Raw genomic sequence first — 18,850 nt, 5'->3', positions numbered from 1 at the left:
ATCTGTGAAGTAAATTTAGGCATAGTCACCAGTTAACTAACATTTCAAATGTAAGTTAGCTTCAACGGCAAAGTAAGTTAACTTCATTGGCAAAGTAAGCTAACTTAAATGACCAAGTAAGTTAACTTCATAAATCCGGGTTGAAATCCGCAAACGACATACAACACGCGTCTACACTCCCAACACTATATAACCGCTATGGATATTTGGAGTATTGATAATAGGCGGTTTACTTCTGTTATCCGTAACTCCAACCTTATCAGTCAACAAGCCTTTCATTAAAAGATAAGCACATCATGATGGCACGACTGTGCCATCCCAATGGCACACCATTGCCATAAGGAAGGCACAGCTATGCCACGCTGATGGCACAGCCGTGCCACGATATGGAAAATGATTGGCACTGTGGAAGTCTGTTAACTAAACAGTTAAGGATGGATAAATAATTATTCCCCTAACTTATCAAGCAACTCATACGACGGAACGAAGAAAAGAGTTCCCGTTATCGGCGTGCTGAAGTCCAGCAGACGATCCGTATTGCCTACAGGATCACCGACGAACATATTCTCCAGCATTCGTCGGGTGGTGCTGAACGTGCTGGCATAGGCGATAAAATAGGTACCGTATTCACCTTTGGAGGTATGGGCGAATGGCATGTTAGCACGGACTATTTTCAGATCGTCTCCGATGTTCGTCACGGCGTTATGGGCGTTCTTCGGTTTTTCCTCATCTGATAGCTCAACATCGTTGAATTTACGGCGACCGATGACTTTCTCTTGCTCTTCCACTGGAAGCGCATTCCATGCCACCATATCATGAATGTATTTTTGCACAAATACATAACTTCCGCCCATAAACTCGGGGTCCTCATCGCCTATTACCGCGAAACGATAGGGGTCTTCATCCACGGCAGGATTCTCCGTACCGTCCACGAAACCGATAATCGCCTTACCGTCTCTATACCGAAAACCGTGGGTCTCATCGATCGATTCCACGACACCTCGCAGTTTCTGGTCTATAATGGAGGCGAACTCAAAGCACAGTCCCATCTGCTTACAGCGGATGTGGAATAGTAAATCCCCGGGGGTAGAAACAGCCGTAAGCTTAACTCCTTTGATCTCTTCAAACGGTTGCAATTCTTTGGGGTTTCCTTGCTCCGGAAAGAAACGTTTCCAAGCATCCGCCCCGAATCCTATCGTACAACTGAATTGCATATCAGGATAGCGATTGCGCATACTACGTATCAAAGCGGAGAAATTAGCGCACACGTCCTTTACCTTATCAATCGTGTCGGGGAGATCTTTTAGAGCATAGACAATGAAAACCGCATTCTCGCCCGGTTTTTGGGTAACATCTTGCGGATAGTTAGCGTTCAATGGATTTTGTAGAGAGTTCATAGCACATCTTTAATTATATTGTTATTATATGGATATAACTCTATAGATGCGCTCTTGTTCAAGGAAATGTAACGAAAAATGTCCTAGCGGTTATTTTTCAATATCTATTTGTAGAGACGGGGCGTGCCCCGTCTCATCCCTTCAAAATAGTAACTAAAGAATACTATCAGTCTGTGGGAGACGGGGCACTCCCCGTCTCTACAACTGGGTAGTTATTTCACCTCCACGCTGATTCTCTGCGTGATATCTGAGGCGGAGGCTCCTAGTTGGAGGATGAACTCGCCGGGTTCTACGACGAATTGGCTTTGTGCCTCACTATAGAAAGCTAAAGAGGATACGGGGATGTCCAACGTGATTCGCCGACTCTCACCGGGTTTAAGGAATACCTTCTTGAAGCCTTTTAACTCCTTGACCGGACGCATCACGGAGCAAACCGGATCGCTTACATACAATTGGGCCACCTCAGCTCCTTCACGGTCTCCGGTATTAGTTAGGGTGAAAGTCGCTTGGATCGTGTCCGCTTGATCATACGTCTTTTTATCCGTATTCAGATTGGAATAGTTGAATGTCGTATAGGATAAGCCGTAACCGAACGGATAAACGACCGGAAGCCCCTTCGTATCGAACCAGCGGTAACCTACCAAGATATCTTCCTCATAATTCACTTTCAGATCCCTGCCGGGGAAGTTGCCCAACGCATGCGCCGGAGATTGATCCAAGCTCACGGGAGTGGTGAACGGCATCTTACCGCTCGGATTCACCTTGCCGGATAATACGTCTACCAAGGCATTTCCTCCTTCCATACCGTTGAACCAAGCCCAAACGATAGCCGGGGAACAAATATCTACGGCGGCCATATTCAACGGCGATCCGGCGATCATGACCACGATCGTACGAGGATTCGCCTTTACCACCTCTTGAATCAACTCAACCTGCCCGTATGGGATATCCATATTCAGACGGTCGAACGACTCGGTATCATAATCATGGTTCAAACCACAAACCAAAAGGGCCACGTCACTCGTGCGGGCAACCTCTACCGCCTCTTTCAATAACGCGTCGCTTTCCTGTGTCTTGGAAGAGAAAGTACCAGAGCTTTGCCCATTATTGCTACCCTCCACGAAAGTAGATAACTTCTCATAACCTTGGGCAAAACGGATATCCACCTTATCGCCCCATTTCGCACGAAGCGCCTCTAATGGAGTTACCTCATAAACCGCCTTGATCTCGGAACTCAAGCCACCATTGGAATGTTTGCGGGTAGCGTTATCGCCAATTACCGCCAGACTCTTGATCGAGGAGAAATCCAACGGGAGAAGATTATTCTGGTTCTTCAATAAGACAATGGCTTCGGCAGCCGCGTCGTAAGTGGCTTGCTGATGCTCTTTCGTATTCATGGAGCCGGGGCCGAAACGCTTTTTCGGGTCCAAGACATTCGTCTTGATCATCACACGTAAGACATCGCCCACCTTCTCGTCCACCAAGCTCATAGGAATCTTACCAGATTTAACAGCCTCGATCAAGGGGTTGGCATAATACCAATCCTCATATTTATCGATCAGCGTGCCCATCTCCAGATCCAAGCCGGCCTCCATAGAAGGAACCGTGCTATGGGCGGCTCCCCAGTCGGTTACATATACGCCATCGAATCCCCATTCATTCCGAAGGATCTTGCGAACCAAGTAGTTATTCTCCGCGCAGAACTCCCCACGGAATTTATTATAAGCGGCCATTACCGTCAAGGCGCCTCCCTCCTGTACGGCCGCCTTGAAAGCGGGTAAATAAATCTCACGCAAGGCACGCTCGCTACATTCCACATCGACAGTCGTACGGTTTGTCTCTTGGTTATTCACGGCGAAATGCTTTACGCTGCAAGCCACGTCACGGCTCTGCAAGCCTTTGATATAAGCGACCGCCAATACGGAGTTCATATAAGGATCCTCGCTCATATACTCGAAGTTACGGCCACAAAGCGGGGAGCGAATGATATTCACGCCCGGGCCCAGCAATACGTCCTTCTTACGCCAGCGAGCCTCCTCGCCCAGCACCTCGCCCCGACGGTAAGCCAACTCCGGATTCCAAGTGGCGGCGAAAGCCGTGCCGGTCGGGAAATAAGAGGCGGAATCATTTGTCCAACCCGCATATGCCCAGTCGTGGCGATTGATCTCCGCACGTACCCCGTGAGGCCCGTCGCTCAAGCTCCACTCGGGAATCCCCAGACGCTCTACTCCGGCAACATAGAATTTTGAGTTACCATGCAATAATCCGACCTTTTCCTCCAAGGTCATCTTCTTAATCAGTTTCTCGATACGTTTCTCCATTTGTACCTTCTCTTTATCCGTGACCTGCGAGCTCGCAGCAGCCGTGTTCAAGAATAGCCCGCAAGCGATCACGCCTATTATCTTTTTCATTTCCTTTTTATTTATAGGTTTATTATTGCGCTTGAATCGTTACCGTCGCCTCGGGTAAGCCCTCGGCTATGGCTTTTAAGTGGATGTCGCCTTGTCCGCCCTTGTTCCGGATCACGACCAAGGCTTTTCCGTAGTAAGCTTGCCGTTTCGGTTTACGGAGGCTGTTCGGATCGTTCGGATCTCCGTTATCCGTTCCGGCGATCTCACCCGGGCCCTCCACGGAGAAACGGATCAACGGGGTAGCGTCGGGAACCCGGTTACCATCGATATCGCATACATCTACGGTTACAAACGATAGGTCCGAGCCATCCGCTTGGATGACACTACGATCCGGGGTCAAGACCAAACGGGCCGGCTCTCCTGCCGTATGGATCTCTTTCACCAAGACCTCCTTACCCCCTAAGCGGGAGACGGCTCTCAAGGTTCCGGGCGTAAAAGGCACACGCCAAGAGACATGATAGGTACTGTCCGTTTTTTGTCGTACGCCTAGGCTCTTTCCGTTTAGGTATAGTTCCACCTCATCGGCATTGTTATAATAGGCCCAGATATCCACCGGTTCGCCTTCTTTCCAGTTCCAATGCGGGAAAATGTGCAATACGGGTTCATCCGTCCACTCGCTTTTATACATATAATATACATCCTTCGGGAAACCCGCCAGATCCACGATACCGAAGAAGCTGCTCCGGCTGGGCCACCAATACGGGGTAGGCTCTCCCAAGTAATCGAAACCCGTCCAGACGAACAGGCCGGATACATGCGGAAGCGTCTTCACCAGATGCCAAGTCTTCTCGTGTGTAGAGCCCCAAGGTACATGGCAATTATCATAAGAGGAGCAAACATGCTCGGGAGCCTCGAAAGGCTTGTCCCACGATTCCGGACGGATATAAATATGATCGGACGGCATCTCATAATAGCCACGGGTCATCAAGGCCGAGGTAGATTCGCTCACGATCAGTTTCTTTCCGGGGAAATTCCGGAGAAACGGCTCGAAATATCGCTCATGGTAGTTGAAGCCCAGCACATCCAAGGCATCCGAGCGGAACAGATGATTCGCAGGGTTTACCTCGTTACAGCCGGCGGTAACGACCCGGGAGGTATCCAGCCGTTTCACGATAGCCGCCAGATGACGGGTGATCAAGGATTGACGACTAAGGGTCGTATCCTTCAGCAAAGCGGGATCGATGGCATGACCGGCATTCAAGATCAGGTTCGCCGCTTGCAGATCCAGCTCGGTAGCGTCGGCATGACTCCATTGCTCAAGTACCTCATTGCCTATACTCCACATGAAAACAGAGGCGTGATTCCGGTCACGCAAGATCTCGTCCGTCAAATCCCGCTCGTGCCACTCCGCGAAATACCGGGCGTAATCGTACGGAGACTTACGGCGTTCCCACATATCGAAAGACTCATCCTGTACCAGAAGGCCCATACGATCGCAAAGATCCAGCAACTCGGGTGCCGGGGCGTTATGGCTGGTACGGATCGCGTTCACACCCATCTCCTTCATGATCTGTAGCTGGCGCTCGATAGCCCGTGTATTCACGGTGGCACCCAGACAGCCTAAATCATGATGCAGGCAAACCCCTTTTATCTTCAAAGGCTTATCATTCAAATAAAAGCCGGTAGCGGAATCCCAACGGAACGTACGCAATCCGAATACCGTCTCATAACGGTCTACCACCTTGCCGGCCACTTTCACTTCCGTGACGGACGTGTAGAGCGAGGGAGAATCGGGACTCCAAAGTTTGGGATTTGGGATCGAGAACTGATGATCGACAGATGCCTCCCGCATACAGGCGTCGTAACAGGGCGTATACGGTACCCGTAACAGAGTTGTTACGGGTGCCGTAACAACTCTGTTACGGTCATCGTAAATAGAGGTAGAGACTTCGGCCTCCCTATCCGCCTCCGAGCTATTCCTTATTCTCACCTCCAAGGAGAAGGTAGCCTCCTCCGGTGAGATCCTCATATCATGCACGAAAGTACCCCAGTTGTCCACATGTACCGGATTCACCTTCACCAGCCATACGTTACGGTAGATACCGGAGCCTGAATACCAGCGGGAATTCGGCTGCTCGCTATTATCCGCCTTCACGACAATCACGTTCGGTTGGCTTCCATACCTCAAATAAGGCGTCAAGTCATAACGAAACGATACATAACCATTCGGGCGGAATCCCAGCGAATGACCATTGATCCAGACCTCGCTATTCCGGTAAACCCCGTCGAAATCAACATAAACAACCTTACCCCGATCCGTCTCCGGAAGGGTAAATGTCTTTCGATACCAACCAATCCCGCCCGGTAGCGCGCCGCCGCCCGGGGTAGACGGGTTATCGAGGGAGAAATCCCCCTCGATACTCCAATCATGCGGTAAAGATAAGATACGCCAAGTGGAATCATCGCTGTCCGGGGATGAATAATCCTGAACGCTATCCGACAAGGCAAACTTCCAATCGTCATTCCATGAGCTACGTTCACGCACCTGCTCCCCGGTGGGGGAACAGGCGGTGAGCAATAGGCCCAGAAGCCACGCAAGTGGCCGATTCATCAGTGGTATCATTAGTGATTATATAGTTTAATTGATACTACCCAGTTGTAGAGACGGGGCGTGCCCCGTCTCTACAACTAGAGGTTTACCTTGGTAAGATATTGTCACGTCCTTGCCAGCGGGGTTCTCCGGCGTGATGAGACGTACCGTGATCTGACGCTCGCGGATCATGCCCGGATAGTCGCCCTCCCGTGCGCCGATCGTGAGCGTTCGCCTCGCATCATCATAAACAAACGGGATGGTAGCGTAATTTCCTTTCTCGTAATCGTAGGTCACGCCATTATCCTCATATAAGGTGAAGGAGCCGTCGGCACCGGCGTAAACAGAGACGATTAAGTCTTTCTGTTCCTCTTTCGTAGACTGGATTACCTTTCCGGTCGGTACGATAGAGCCGGCTCTCACGAACAAAGGCATACGCTCATAAGGAGCATCCACATGTATTGTCGTCCCGCCTTGTATACGCTTGCCGTTGTAGTAATCGTACCAAATGCCTGACGGGAAATACACCTCACGGTCGCGAGCCTTATACTCATACACCGGGCATGCCATGAAGGCCGGGCCAAACATAAACTGGTCGTCTATATCGTAAGTCTTCTCATCGTCCGAATAATCCATCACCAAGGCACGCATGATCGTATAATCCTCAAAATGCGTCTTGGAGGCCAAGCTATAGATATACGGCATCAATTGATAGCGCAACTCGGTATAATACTTCATCGATTGGTACGTAGGCGATCCTTCCGGAGCGATATTATAGATCTCGCGGCAAGGATATTGCCCGTGGCTACGGAACAACGGACAGAAAGCTCCGAACTGATACCAACGGTTGTTCAACTCCCTCCATTCCCTCAAATCCTCGCTACCTTCCTTAGCGGCCATATAACGGTTCTCCACGCTGAAGCCACCGATATCCATCGTCCAGTAAGGAATACCGGACATGGCGAAGTTCAAGCCGGCGCTGATCTGCGCTTTCATATCTTCCCAGCGAGTACCGATATCGCCACTCCATGTAGCGGTAGAATAACGTTGCTGGCCGGCGAAACCGGAACGGGTCAATAGGAATACACGGTCATCCGGGTTTACGCTACGTTGTCCGTCGTAGATCGCCTCGGCGTTAGCCAAAGCGTAAGCGTTGAAGTATTTCGCAGAAGGGCCCAGATAAGTAGGTCCGCAAAGCGCCTTCCGGTATTCGATGTCCGTATTATCCTGTACGTTCGGCTCGGAAGCGTCCATCCACCAAGCGTCGATGCCCAAGGAATACAGATGCTCGTTCATCTGTCTCCAGAAAAGCTTGCGGGCCTCCGGGTTGTACGCGTCATAGAAAGAGCCGATATAACCCGGATAAATCCAGTCGCGGATACTATCCTTAATCGCCTGCTGATACATAGCACCCAGCGCATCCAACTCTTTATAATGCTCTGTCGTATAATAGAACTTCGGCCATACGGAGATCATGATACGGGCATCCTTATCGTGGATTTCCTGAATCATGCCTTTCGGGTCCGGGAAACGTTCCTTATCAAACTCGTGGCTACCCCATGCGTCTACCGGCCAATAGCTCCAATCCTGTACGATCACATCCAAGGGAACCTGCCGCCGGCGGTATTCGTTCAAGGCGGTCAATAGCTCCTCTTGCGTCTTATAACGCTCACGGCTCAACCAGAATCCCATCGCCCATCTCGGCATGATCTGGCTCTTGCCCGTAACCGTGCGGTAACCGCTGATCACCTTATCCATGGAAGACTCTCCGTTGATGAAGTAGTAATCGATATCATCCCCCATTTCCGACCAGAAAGCCAACCGCTCCCGCTCCTCCTCCGGTAGCGGAGATAATACCTTCAAGCCGATATAAGAGACATCGCCATCCGGCAACCATTCGATACGGATCGGATAGCGTTTGCCCTTTTCCAGATCGGCCGTAGCCTTGTAATCATTCGGGTTCCATGCCGCACGCCAACGTTCCGGGATGATCTCTTCATTATTCACAAATACCTTGGTATAACCGGCGTAATGTAGTTTGAAATGATAAGTACCCGTCTCTTTCGCCTCGATCTCGCCCTCCCAAGTAGCGGAAGCGCTCGGCTTCGGGAAGTCTGCCGGCAGGTTCTTGATGGTTTTCAGATTCTCATAATCTACCTTATCTTCATCCCGCTGGATTAAAACGGAATTCTTCGCCTTATCCGTATAGTAGGTAGCGGTCAACGCCCCTGCCCTCCCGTCTTTTCCGTATAGACCAAAGACATCGCCCAAATCGGCGTATGGACGCTTGTCGCCGAAACGGCTCAAGGAATAGTTATGCCAAAGTACACCATACCCTTTTGAGGAAACGATAAACGGCACGCTCACCTTCGTGTTATATTGGAAAAGCTCCTCGTTCTTGCCTTTGTAGTTGAACTCATCGCTCTGATGCTGTCCTAGGCCGTAAAGCCCTTCCTCGTCCTCGCTCTCAAATACCTGACGTAAGGTATAACCTTTGGTTCCTTCCACCTCGATCGGCGTAAATTCCTTGCCTCCGTTTGTCTTCTCACGAAGGATCGTGTGTCCGTTGGCGTCGGTAAAGCGAACCTCTCCGGTCTCCCGTGAAAGACGGGCCTGTGTGGTTTGCGTACTTACGATGATCGTATCCCCCGAGGTCGTTATCTGAAACGATGGGGCGGGTAACGATTTCGTGTCCTTGATCAAGTTCACTTGGTTGGAAAACTTACCATCCGGAGAGGCGATTACCCGGATAATATCATCAGAGATTACTTCCAATTTAACAGCCTTCGCCTGTCCGGAACGGATATCGGCGACCAAGCCATTCTCGACCTTCCGGTAAGCGGAATCAGTCATGCAGGAAGTCAGCAGGGAAAGCCCTAACGTGAATACCGCGATGTGTTGTTTCATATTCTATAGATTCTTTAATTATTTCCGATCAGCAATGAGTCCGAACAGGTTTTTCCATACAAGAAAAATGGTTCTTCATTCGTTGGCAAAATTAAAGGGTTCGCGGCGGACAGGAAGCCATAAATGTTTTGGGTTATGGGGAGAACCGTAAAAAGGTAGGGGAAGAATGTTTATTTTAAGGGGATATTTTGTTATATCCCCTAATTACGTGGCATTTATTTAGAAAAAGTTTATTTATGATAGTCAGAGGGAAGCCTTCCGAACTCATCCTTAAAATACTTCCGGAATAACTTCACATCATTGAAACCGCACTCCAGCGCGACCTCGTTGACCCGCATCTGGCTCTTCTCCAATAACTGCGCCGCACGCTTCAAGCGCACCGTACGGATCAACTCTACCGGAGTCTTACCCGTGATGGAAAGGCATTTCTTGTAGAAGTTCACACGACTCATGCCCATCTCCCGGCTCAACCGTTCTACAGACAACTCCGGATTGGCGATCTGCTCTTCGATATAGGCGATGGCCTTACGCATCAACTCCTCATCCATGGAGCTAGCTTGTACTTCCGTCAAGGCGATGCCCATGGTAGAGGACTGCATAAAGGCCTTTTGCATCTTCTTCTTCATCTCGATCAAATGCCGCACCTTCAAGAGAAGCATCTCCATATTGAATGGCTTGCTGATATAATCATCCGCACCGGCTTCCAGACCGACCAGTTGGCTATCTTTAGCGGACTTTGCCGTCAGTAGGATCACCGGGATGTGGGAAGTCCGGATGTCTCCCTTGATCCGGCGGCATAAAGTGATACCGTCGGTGATAGGCATCATCACGTCGCTGATCACCATATCCGGCAGCTCCTCCGGAATGAGTTTCCACGCATCTTCTCCATCCGCCGCCGTAAGTACCGAATAAACGCCACTCAAGCTTAACTTCATAAATTCCCGGAAATCCGTGTTATCGTCTACGACCAGCAACGTAGGTCTTTCCGCCGGAGACGCATCCTTATCAGCGATCTCCGCATGCTCCTCAACCGGAGGCAAGATATCCCCTTCGGCAATTCCTTCTGGAGCCGAGATAATATCTTGGTTGTCCAAGGGGATCACCGGCAGCGTAACCGTAAACGTACTACCCGCTCCCGGCTCGCTTTTCACGGTTATCGTCCCATGATGCATCCGCACGAATTCCCGGCATAGGTGCAGGCCGATACCCGTACCTACCACGGGATTTCCCTTATCCGGGGAAGACACCTGATAAAAGCGATCGAAGATAGCTCCTTGTTTATCCGCAGGAATACCGATACCGCTATCCGACACCTCGATAACCAGTTTGTTCTCTCCCTCCTTCTCCAACCGCAAGCTAAGCGTCACCGAGATAGTACCTCCCTCCGGCGTAAACTTAAAAGCGTTACTCAGTAGATTAGAGACGATCTTGAAGACCTTATCCGTGTCAAACTTCATTGGGAGAGACGTGAAGACCGAGGAGAAAGAGAAATGAATCCGCTTTTGCTCCGAAAGCTCCTTGAAGGAATAAGCCACGTCACGCACGAACGGGACAATATCGCCGGTAGACAAGACCAAGCTATCCCCTTGCATATCGATCTTGCGGAAATCCAATAACTGGTTCACCAATTTAAGCAACCGGTCGGCGTTCCGGTAGATCAACTTCAATATTTGCTGGGATTCCATGTCTTTCTCCGTTTTCATCAACTTCTCCAAAGGAGTCATGATCAATGTTAGCGGCGTACGGAACTCATGGCTTACGTTCGTAAAGAAACGAAGCTTCATCTCGTCCACCTCATGCTGCTGACGCACAGTAGCCCGTTCTTGCTCCTCCTCCAACTTCTTTTGCTGGATACGGAAAATAAAACGTATCACGCCATACGCCAATAATATACCAGCTATGATATACAACGCTATTGCCCATCCGGTAGCCCAGAACGGAGGCAAGATCGTGATCTGCAAGCTCGTGATCTCCTTGCTCCAAATCCGGTCGTTATTCATCGCCTTTACCTTGAAAGTGTAAGTTCCCGGGTTCAAGTTCGTATAGGTAATACGACGTTCCAAGGCGCTTACGGTAGTCCATTCCGAGTCGAAGCCCTCCATCTTAAAAGCATATTTATTCTTCAAAGGAAGGAAATAGCAACAAGAAGAGATGGTAAAGGAGAAATTACGTTCCGTATAATTCAGTTTCAATTGCTTGGTACAGGTGATATCTTTATCCAAAATCACATGCCCGTCATACGCCTCTCTCGCCGTTATCGGGACATTATTCACCATAAGTCCGGTTATCACCGCCGGTGGAGCATAGCTATTATAACGTATCCGGGCAGGATCAACGAAGGTAAGACCGTTTGTCCCGCCAAACGCCAACTCACCCGTTTCCAGTCCGCAAGCGCTATTCACGTTAAACACACGTCCTTGAACGCCCTCATTCTCATCATAGCTATTCCAATCGAACGTATAATTATTATCCGTATCCCGATTCGGAACGATATTCAATAAGCCGTTCTTCGTTCCCACCCAAACCGTATGATATTTATCCTCCAAGATAGACATGATGCTGTTATCCGGTAATCCGGAAGAATGGTTCAACCGATACATCTTATCATTCAACCTATCATATATATGTAGCCCATGATTACTCCCGATCCATACCCATTGGCGGCTATCACAAAATACGACATTGATGATTTGATCCTCAAACACGGAACGTCCATCCTTCGTGCCGTTAAAAGAAGTAACAGTCCCCGTCTCCGGGTTGATCCAGTTCACTCCTAAAGAAGTTCCAACGACAATATTCCCCTTCTCATCCCCGGAAAGGCTATATACGATATCCGAGTTAATCGCATTCTCCTTATCCCCCATACGATAATACGTCCATTTCCCGGTAGATTGATCCAAGCAATCCAGGCCGCCTTCCAACGTACCGATCCACAAACGATTCTTGGCATCGACATACAAACTATACACGCTATTATTGGATAAGCCGTCCTTACTGCCCGGGATATCCCGATAATGCTTGAAACGTTTCCCGTCAAAACCGGTCAACCCCTCCATATAAGTACCCAGCCATAACTTGCCATCCAAATCTTTCGCCATACTAATCACGACATCGCCGGAGATAGCGTTCTCGCTTTCCCGCCCCGCCCGGTAGCGGACATACTCCCCGGTTTCCCGATCGTAACGTAATAGGCCGTTTCCGCTAGTACCGATCCACAGATCCCCTTCTTTATCTTCTACGATACAATTAAAGTCATTGTTAAAGATATCCCGCATCAACTCCAAAGGGTACCGGATAGTCTGGAATTTAAAAATGCTCTCATGATAATAGTTGATGCCGTTTTTATAAGTGCCGGCCCACATAATCCCCGTATCATCCCGATACAAGCAGATCACGCTATTCTGGCTCAAACTCGTTTGGTTAAACGGGTTATTTCGTATATAACGCATCCGGTCCAGACGTTTATCCAAGATATTGATACCGCCATGATCGGTAGCGATCCAGATATTACCGTTCATATCCTCCGCCACGTCACGCACCATTATAGAGGATAAAGCGACCGGGGTTTCGGTCGTATAATGTTTCCACTCCTTGCTTTTGGGATTTAGGCGAAAGAGACCTCTACTATATCCGGGATTTAAGAAAAACCACAGATCCCCGTCACTATCGGCGAACACATAGAATAACTGGGCATTCGCATATTGAGTCAGATACTCATCCCGATAGACAGGTTCTCCGGATGCCTTATCGATCCCCTCTACCACTCCCGAGGTATGGACTACATATAGACGATCGCCCACGTCACTCATATCACAAACCCGGCCATCCTCTTTATTTAGCGGATACGAATAAATCTTTCCCCTCGCTTGATCATAACGGCAAAATTCATTCGTATAGGTAGCGAAATAGAGTTGTTTATCATTGTCGACAAATATCTTAGCGGGAGGATTCTCTAGACGTAAGCTATCTAATATTTCCTTCTCCGGAATAAAACGGTCATTATCGGGCTCATATACGCAAAGTTGGTTCGTATTATAGGTAATCCAAATACGCCCATCGGCGGTTTCTTGAAGCTCGGAGACATGCTCCTCCCTAAAAGGCAACCCGCTTTCCTTGTATTTATAATGCTTAAACTCATACCCATCAAAACGGTTCACCCCAGAAGTGGTACCCAACCACATAAACCCCTTCCGGTCTTTCAGGATACAAGTGATCTCATTGGAAGACAGACCGTCCTGTACTCCCAGACGGTTGAAAAGAATATCTTCCGCCGCTAGTCCGGATCCCAACATTCCCCAAGACAGGATCATTATGATACAGAGTAGAGTTTTCGTTTTCATACTTAGCAAATATAGATATTTCCCGAGAACGAACCAAACCAACCTGTATCTAATTCTGCTGCAACGCGGGTTGCAGTAAACATACACGTAAAGTATCTATATATAAGAACATGATTATTAAAAATTATCCCGTACATTTGTCTTTCGATTGGAATAGAAATGAATAAGGCGCAATGATTGTTGTAAGAGATTTTGACAGACTGAAAGGAAAGGAACTGGTGGCTACGATCGGATTTTTCGATGGTGTGCATCTAGGACACCGTTTCTTAATCGACGAGATGAAAGAGATTGCCAAAGCACGTAACCTGCCATCGGCCGTAATCACCTTCCCGGAACATCCCCGGGCCGTATTGCACGCGGATTACCAACCGAAGCTATTAAATTCTTTCGAGGAAAAGTTACAGCAATTAGAGACTACCGGAGTAGATTATTGCATCGTATTGGATTTTACGATCGAGCTATCCCGGCTCTCGGCCAAGGAATTCATTACCTCTATTTTAGCGAAGAGCCTGCATGTAAAGACCTTATTGATCGGATATGACCATCGTTTCGGGCACGATCGGACGGATGGCTTCGAGCAATATGTCGTTTATGGCACCGAATGTGGTATCGAGGTGCTGAAGGCATCTCCCTATGACGAAGGGAATACGGCCGTCAGCTCTTCCGAGATCCGGAAATTACTTCAAGCCGGAAATGTAGCGGAAGCCGCTTATTTACTGACCTATCCCTATCAATTGCTGGGCCATATCGTCAGCGGCTATAAAGTGGGACGCACGCTAGGATTTCCCACGGCGAATATACGGGTAGATGAGCCTTTTAAAGTCATTCCGGGTATTGGCGTATATGCCGTATGGGTGGAGGTGGAAGGCAAACGATATAAGGGAATGCTTTATATCGGTGACCGTCCGACACTCAATAATGGGAAGGACATATCCATGGAGGTCAACATTCTGGATTTCTCCGGAGATATCTACAATGATAGCATTCGTGTTTCATTCGTTCAATACGTACGCGGAGACATCAAATTCGATTCCTTAGAAGAATTGAAAGCCCAACTGGAGAAGGACAGATGCACCGTAAATAATTTATTATAATATGGAAAGATATTACGAAGCGATTGATTTATTAAAAGGCATGATCTCCCGTCCGTCTTTCAGCCGGGACGAGACCGCCGTAGCGGATTTCCTGCAAGCAGAATGGAAAAAGGCCGGACAAAAGGTGTTCCGCAAAGGCAACAACCTGTGGATCATCGCCCCGGATTTCGATTTCGGTAAACCGACCCTTTTACTCAACTCCCATATAGACACCGTCAAGCCCGCTTCCGGTTGGACCAAAGACCCGTTCACTCCCGAAGAGACCGAGGATGATCAATTATATGGACTGGGCAGTAACGATGCCGGGGCGAGCGTAGTCTCCCTCTATGAAGCCTTCTGCATCTTAAGCGAGAAAGAGCAACCTTATAATCTAATCTTCCTCGCGTCTTGTGAGGAAGAGGTATCCGGGAAGAATGGCATTGAAAGCGCATTGGCCGAGCTTCCTCCTATCTCCTTCGCTGTCGTAGGTGAACCCACGGGTATGCAACCCGCCGTAGCCGAGAAAGGGTTAATGGTACTGGATTGCACCGCTATCGGAAAGGCCGGACATGCCGCACGTAATGAGGGCATCAATGCCATCACTTTAGCGATGAAGGATATAGAATGGTTCAGCACCTATCAATTCCCGGAGAAAAGCGACTTCCTCGGACCGGTGAAAATGACTGTCACCATCATCCACGCCGGTACACAACACAATGTCGTTCCCGATAAATGCGAATTCACGGTAGATATCCGCACCAACGAATTTTATACGAACGAACAGTTATTCGAGCTAATCAAGGAAAAGGTTCATTGCGAGATCAAGGCCCGCAGCTTCCGCCTTAGCTCCACCCGCACGGATCTGGATCATCCTTTTGTGCGACGGGCGATCTTGATGGGAAAAGAGCCTTTCGGCTCTCCTACGCTTAGCGACCAAGCCTTGATGCGTTTCCCCTCCGTAAAGATAGGGCCGGGAAACTCGGCACGTTCCCATTCCGCGGACGAATACATCAAGGGACCGGAGATCCGGGAAGCGATCGATACCTATGTAAGGTTACTGAATGGATTACAACTATAGCTTATGTTAAAAAAGATACTGGGGACAATAGGCTCGCGTTATCTGATAGCTTTCCTTAACCTAGCGCTGATCTTCATCAACGCAAAGGTGCTGGGAATCGAGGGCGTGGGGATGATCGGGTTGATCGTGGCCTCGGTAAATATAGCGGTAATCGTCAATGGGATTTTATGCGGGAATACGATTGTCTATTTCATGAATCGTTACTCCATGCGGACAATTTTCCTTTCCGCATATCTGTGGACACCTATCGGCTCTTCCCTAGCTTGCGGCTTCATGTATCTTACCGGGCTTTTACCCACCGGCTATCGGCTGGATATCTTCTTGTTGGCGATCTTGAGCTCTACGGTAAACGCCAATGCCCGCTTCTTGTTGGGTAAAGACAATATCAAAGGGTTTAATCTCACGTTTATATTGCAAGGAGGACTGCTATTTTTCGTCTTACTCTATTTCTATTATATATTGAAGCGCCCGGACGTACGGTCGTATGTCTGGGGATTATATGTCACGAACGGCATAGCCTTTATTGCCAGCCTATCGATGCTTGTTCCTTATTTCTTAAAGGAGACATCCCGGTCTTCCGGCAAATCACTCTACGGTCTATTAAAAGAAATGTTTGCCTACGGCCTGTGGGCCGGTGCGGACGGGTTGGCGGAAACCTGTACTACCCGACTCAATTATTTCTTGATACAACGTTTCGCCGGGTTGGGAAGCGTAGGCTTGCTAGACGCTGGGACCAAGATCTCCGAGAGTGTATGGAATATTAGTCGCAGCGTAAGTTTCATCGAATACAGTAGCGTGGCCAAGACCTCAGAGGCAACGGAACAAAAACGTATTACCTTACAGCTTTTCAAATTGACCTTTTGCGCTTTAGCCCTCGTGATGGGATGTATCTTATTGGTACCGGAATGGATATATACGGATTATCTTTTCAGCGCCGAGTTCAAAGGCATACGTAAAGTGATAGGCGGATTATCGATCGGAATCGTAGCGTTAGGCTGCAACAGCATCATCAGCCATTATTTCATCGGCAGCGGAAAGATCCGGTACAGTACGGCAAGCTCGTGCGTAGGGCTTATTGCCTTATTAATCTCCGGCTTTCTACTCATCCCGTCTTACGGGGTCGTAGGTTCCGCTATCACGACCAGTATCGCCTTTACCTCTATGCTGGTTTTCTCATTGACGGTCTTCTCCCGGCAAACACTTACACGCTGGAATGAGTTCCTTCCGAACAAAAAAGACTTCCAAGCTTGCAGAATTCATATACAAAAATCCTTGTAATTCTATCACGAATTTTATCGATAACGCCATCAAGTTCACGGAAAAGGGGACAATTACGCTTGAAATGATTTCGTGCAAGGTACAGGTCTCGGGTTATCAAAACATGGACTGTACCTTATAAACAAACTCCATCCAAACCCAATAACGGATCGCTTTTCCTAAGAACATGGAGATCGCCACGACCCATATATTAGCCCGCAAGAAACCTAGAGCGACAGCGATAAAATCACCGATACCGGGAAGAAAAACAAAGAAGCCCATCCAAGAGCCTTTTCCCTTGATCCAATCCTGCACCTTCTGTAGTTTTACCGGATCGAGTTTGAGGTATTTCTCGATCCACTCTACCTTTCCCAGCATCCCCAACCAATAGCAGCTCATTCCACCTAAGAAATTACCAAGCGTAGCGGCGATCATACAAGGCCAATAAGCCGAACCCGCCAATAATACACCCGTCAATACGACCTCGCTGCTAAACGGCAAGATCGTAGCCGCTAAGAAAGAAGCGATAAACACCCCGATATACCCGTAGGCTATAAGAAATTCCATATACGTATCATTAATAATGCGATAAACATAACTACCGAGAAATGGAACAGCCAAAAGATATATTTCCCCCGGTTCACCGTAAAAAAATGGGCGATCAAGATAGACGCCGGTACACAGGCCATTTCCAGAAATTCCTCGGACGACTGCTCATAGATAAAGAACAATCCAAACGACCAAATGGCCATGACAATCAGAAAAGAAAGAAACTGACGAGTACGCAAATTATCCTCATACTCATGTGTAACGATGTTTAATGAGGCAATGATCGTTAATCCCGCCACTAAAACAATCTGTATCCAATCTATAATTCCCGTCCCTAGTACCGCAAGGAAACGGATCTTGAATAAGGAGGTGAAAGGTATGGTAAATGCCGTGAAATCCCATTCCCAGACACACCATCCGAAAACAAACCAATAAACCGTCAAGATTCCGAACAAGGAAGCGACAAAGGTCCGGATATTCAATGTCCTGAAATTATACATCCCCAGCCAAAACAGCGGCAAGAACCAAAGGATGTGTATCCACAACAGACTTCCGATACTGATAATCAAGGATGCGTTATAAGCCTTATCCGTAGCGTCCGGGTCATGATAAGAGGTAAATAACTGATAAAGGGCCAATATCAAACAAAACACCCCGACAGATGTTGATTTCAAGGGAAAGAAATCCGGGTTTGTACTTGTCAACAAGGCATAGAAGAGAAAGGGAAGCAATGTCTTCTCACGAATCAACATCAACGCATAGTTTACCCGATGCACCAGAAACGCACCACCGGCCATCAGCAAAAAACCGATCAAATAGGTAAACAACTTACCCGGAAGAACCAGACAAAGGGCATTCCATAAAGGAGGAGCCGTCACCTCTCCATACACGGGATAACCTACCGAATCCACATACCCCACGATCCAACAAAAAATACAAGCGCAAAGCATGTACAAATGGGTCATAGGTGTCGCTATAGTATATCTACGTCCGTAATATGAAGTTGTTCCTCTTGCCATATACCTTATTCTTTCATATTCACATCCTAAAGGAATGAAATAAGTGGCAAAGGTATGAAAATATTTCTATTTGTTCGTATGAGGATTCTATACGTTACGATATTGACGTTACGATTCTTTTTATATCTACTTCCTTTCTTTTTGATTCTTATTGACCATTAATCATGACAGGAACTGTTCGTGAATCGACCAAACTAGAAGGCGAGAACGGCGATAAAACGCTCTTTTGGATGAAAATATCCTCGTTTTCATGCACGAAAGGTGGCAAAAGCCTATACATATAGTACCG

10 protein-coding genes are annotated in these 18,850 nt (G+C 48.2%); 3 read left to right on the top strand and 7 right to left on the bottom strand.

The window, feature by feature from the left end:
- Positions 1-446: 446 nt before the first annotated feature.
- From DWX84_RS05220 to DWX84_RS05200, 5 genes are all read right to left on the bottom strand, one after another.
- Entirely contained in the window at positions 447-1,397 is a 951-nt protein-coding gene (locus DWX84_RS05220) for a Dyp-type peroxidase (RefSeq protein ID WP_005860205.1), read from the bottom strand.
- Positions 1,398-1,609: 212 nt separating this feature from the next.
- Positions 1,610-3,808 (bottom strand): glycoside hydrolase family 3 C-terminal domain-containing protein, encoded by a 2,199-nt coding sequence (locus tag DWX84_RS05215; protein WP_048926990.1) that lies wholly within the window; start codon positions 3,806-3,808, stop codon positions 1,610-1,612.
- A 22-nt stretch (positions 3,809-3,830) separates the two neighbouring features.
- The gene (locus DWX84_RS05210; protein WP_048926989.1) at positions 3,831-6,359 is read right to left on the bottom strand and encodes a sugar-binding domain-containing protein; all 2,529 of its coding nucleotides are present in this window, start codon (positions 6,357-6,359) and stop codon (positions 3,831-3,833) included.
- Positions 6,360-6,386: 27 nt separating this feature from the next.
- Positions 6,387-9,245: a TIM-barrel domain-containing protein gene (locus DWX84_RS05205; protein WP_048926988.1), complete on the bottom strand. Its 2,859-nt coding sequence runs from the start codon at positions 9,243-9,245 to the stop codon at positions 6,387-6,389.
- A gap of 230 nt (positions 9,246-9,475) precedes the next feature.
- Positions 9,476-13,555, bottom strand: coding sequence for a two-component regulator propeller domain-containing protein (locus DWX84_RS05200; protein ID WP_057317252.1), 4,080 nt, complete (start codon positions 13,553-13,555; stop codon positions 9,476-9,478).
- 203 nt (positions 13,556-13,758) lie between these two features.
- Here DWX84_RS05200 and ribF point away from each other — a divergent pair, with 203 nt between their 5' ends.
- Genes ribF through DWX84_RS05185 form a run of 3 tightly spaced genes read left to right on the top strand, consistent with a single transcriptional unit; the run spans position 13,759 to position 17,014 of the window.
- Positions 13,759-14,679 (top strand): riboflavin biosynthesis protein RibF, encoded by a 921-nt coding sequence (ribF, locus tag DWX84_RS05195; protein WP_121960709.1) that lies wholly within the window; start codon positions 13,759-13,761, stop codon positions 14,677-14,679.
- Between the two features lies 1 nt (position 14,680).
- Complete coding sequence (locus tag DWX84_RS05190) at positions 14,681-15,736, top strand: M20 family metallo-hydrolase (RefSeq protein ID WP_057317251.1); 1,056 nt, start codon at positions 14,681-14,683, stop codon at positions 15,734-15,736.
- A gap of 3 nt (positions 15,737-15,739) precedes the next feature.
- Complete coding sequence (locus DWX84_RS05185; protein ID WP_121960710.1) at positions 15,740-17,014, top strand: lipopolysaccharide biosynthesis protein; 1,275 nt, start codon at positions 15,740-15,742, stop codon at positions 17,012-17,014.
- Positions 17,015-17,110: 96 nt separating this feature from the next.
- Here DWX84_RS05185 and DWX84_RS05180 read toward each other — a convergent pair whose 3' ends face one another.
- Together DWX84_RS05180 and DWX84_RS05175 are read right to left on the bottom strand one after the other, a co-directional pair.
- Complete coding sequence (locus DWX84_RS05180; protein WP_005863579.1) at positions 17,111-17,560, bottom strand: YqaA family protein; 450 nt, start codon at positions 17,558-17,560, stop codon at positions 17,111-17,113.
- Positions 17,545-18,561, bottom strand: coding sequence for a hypothetical protein (locus DWX84_RS05175; RefSeq protein ID WP_005860222.1), 1,017 nt, complete (start codon positions 18,559-18,561; stop codon positions 17,545-17,547). The genes DWX84_RS05180 and DWX84_RS05175 overlap by 16 nt, the downstream gene beginning before the upstream one ends.
- Between the last annotated feature and the right edge of the window lie 289 nt (positions 18,562-18,850).

The organism is Parabacteroides sp. AF21-43, assembly GCF_003635435.1.
Taxonomy (GTDB): Bacteria; Bacteroidota; Bacteroidia; order Bacteroidales; family Tannerellaceae; genus Parabacteroides; species Parabacteroides distasonis.
Note: the sequence above shows the minus strand (reverse complement) of the source record. Positions and strands in the feature narration are given on the sequence as shown.

Bases quoted from the DNA above. Each gene is read 5' to 3' on its own strand.
- DWX84_RS05220 (WP_005860205.1), bottom strand. From the start codon at position 1,397: ATGAACTCTCTACAAAATCCATTGAACGCTAACTATCCGCAAGATGTT.
- DWX84_RS05215 (WP_048926990.1), bottom strand. From the start codon at position 3,808: ATGAAAAAGATAATAGGCGTGATCGCTTGCGGGCTATTCTTGAACACG.
- DWX84_RS05210 (WP_048926989.1), bottom strand. From the start codon at position 6,359: ATGAATCGGCCACTTGCGTGGCTTCTGGGCCTATTGCTCACCGCCTGT.
- DWX84_RS05205 (WP_048926988.1), bottom strand. From the start codon at position 9,245: ATGAAACAACACATCGCGGTATTCACGTTAGGGCTTTCCCTGCTGACT.
- DWX84_RS05200 (WP_057317252.1), bottom strand. From the start codon at position 13,555: ATGATCCTGTCTTGGGGAATGTTGGGATCCGGACTAGCGGCGGAAGAT.
- ribF (WP_121960709.1), top strand. From the start codon at position 13,759: ATGATTGTTGTAAGAGATTTTGACAGACTGAAAGGAAAGGAACTGGTG.
- DWX84_RS05190 (WP_057317251.1), top strand. From the start codon at position 14,681: ATGGAAAGATATTACGAAGCGATTGATTTATTAAAAGGCATGATCTCC.
- DWX84_RS05185 (WP_121960710.1), top strand. From the start codon at position 15,740: ATGTTAAAAAAGATACTGGGGACAATAGGCTCGCGTTATCTGATAGCT.
- DWX84_RS05180 (WP_005863579.1), bottom strand. From the start codon at position 17,560: ATGGAATTTCTTATAGCCTACGGGTATATCGGGGTGTTTATCGCTTCT.
- DWX84_RS05175 (WP_005860222.1), bottom strand. From the start codon at position 18,561: ATGGCAAGAGGAACAACTTCATATTACGGACGTAGATATACTATAGCG.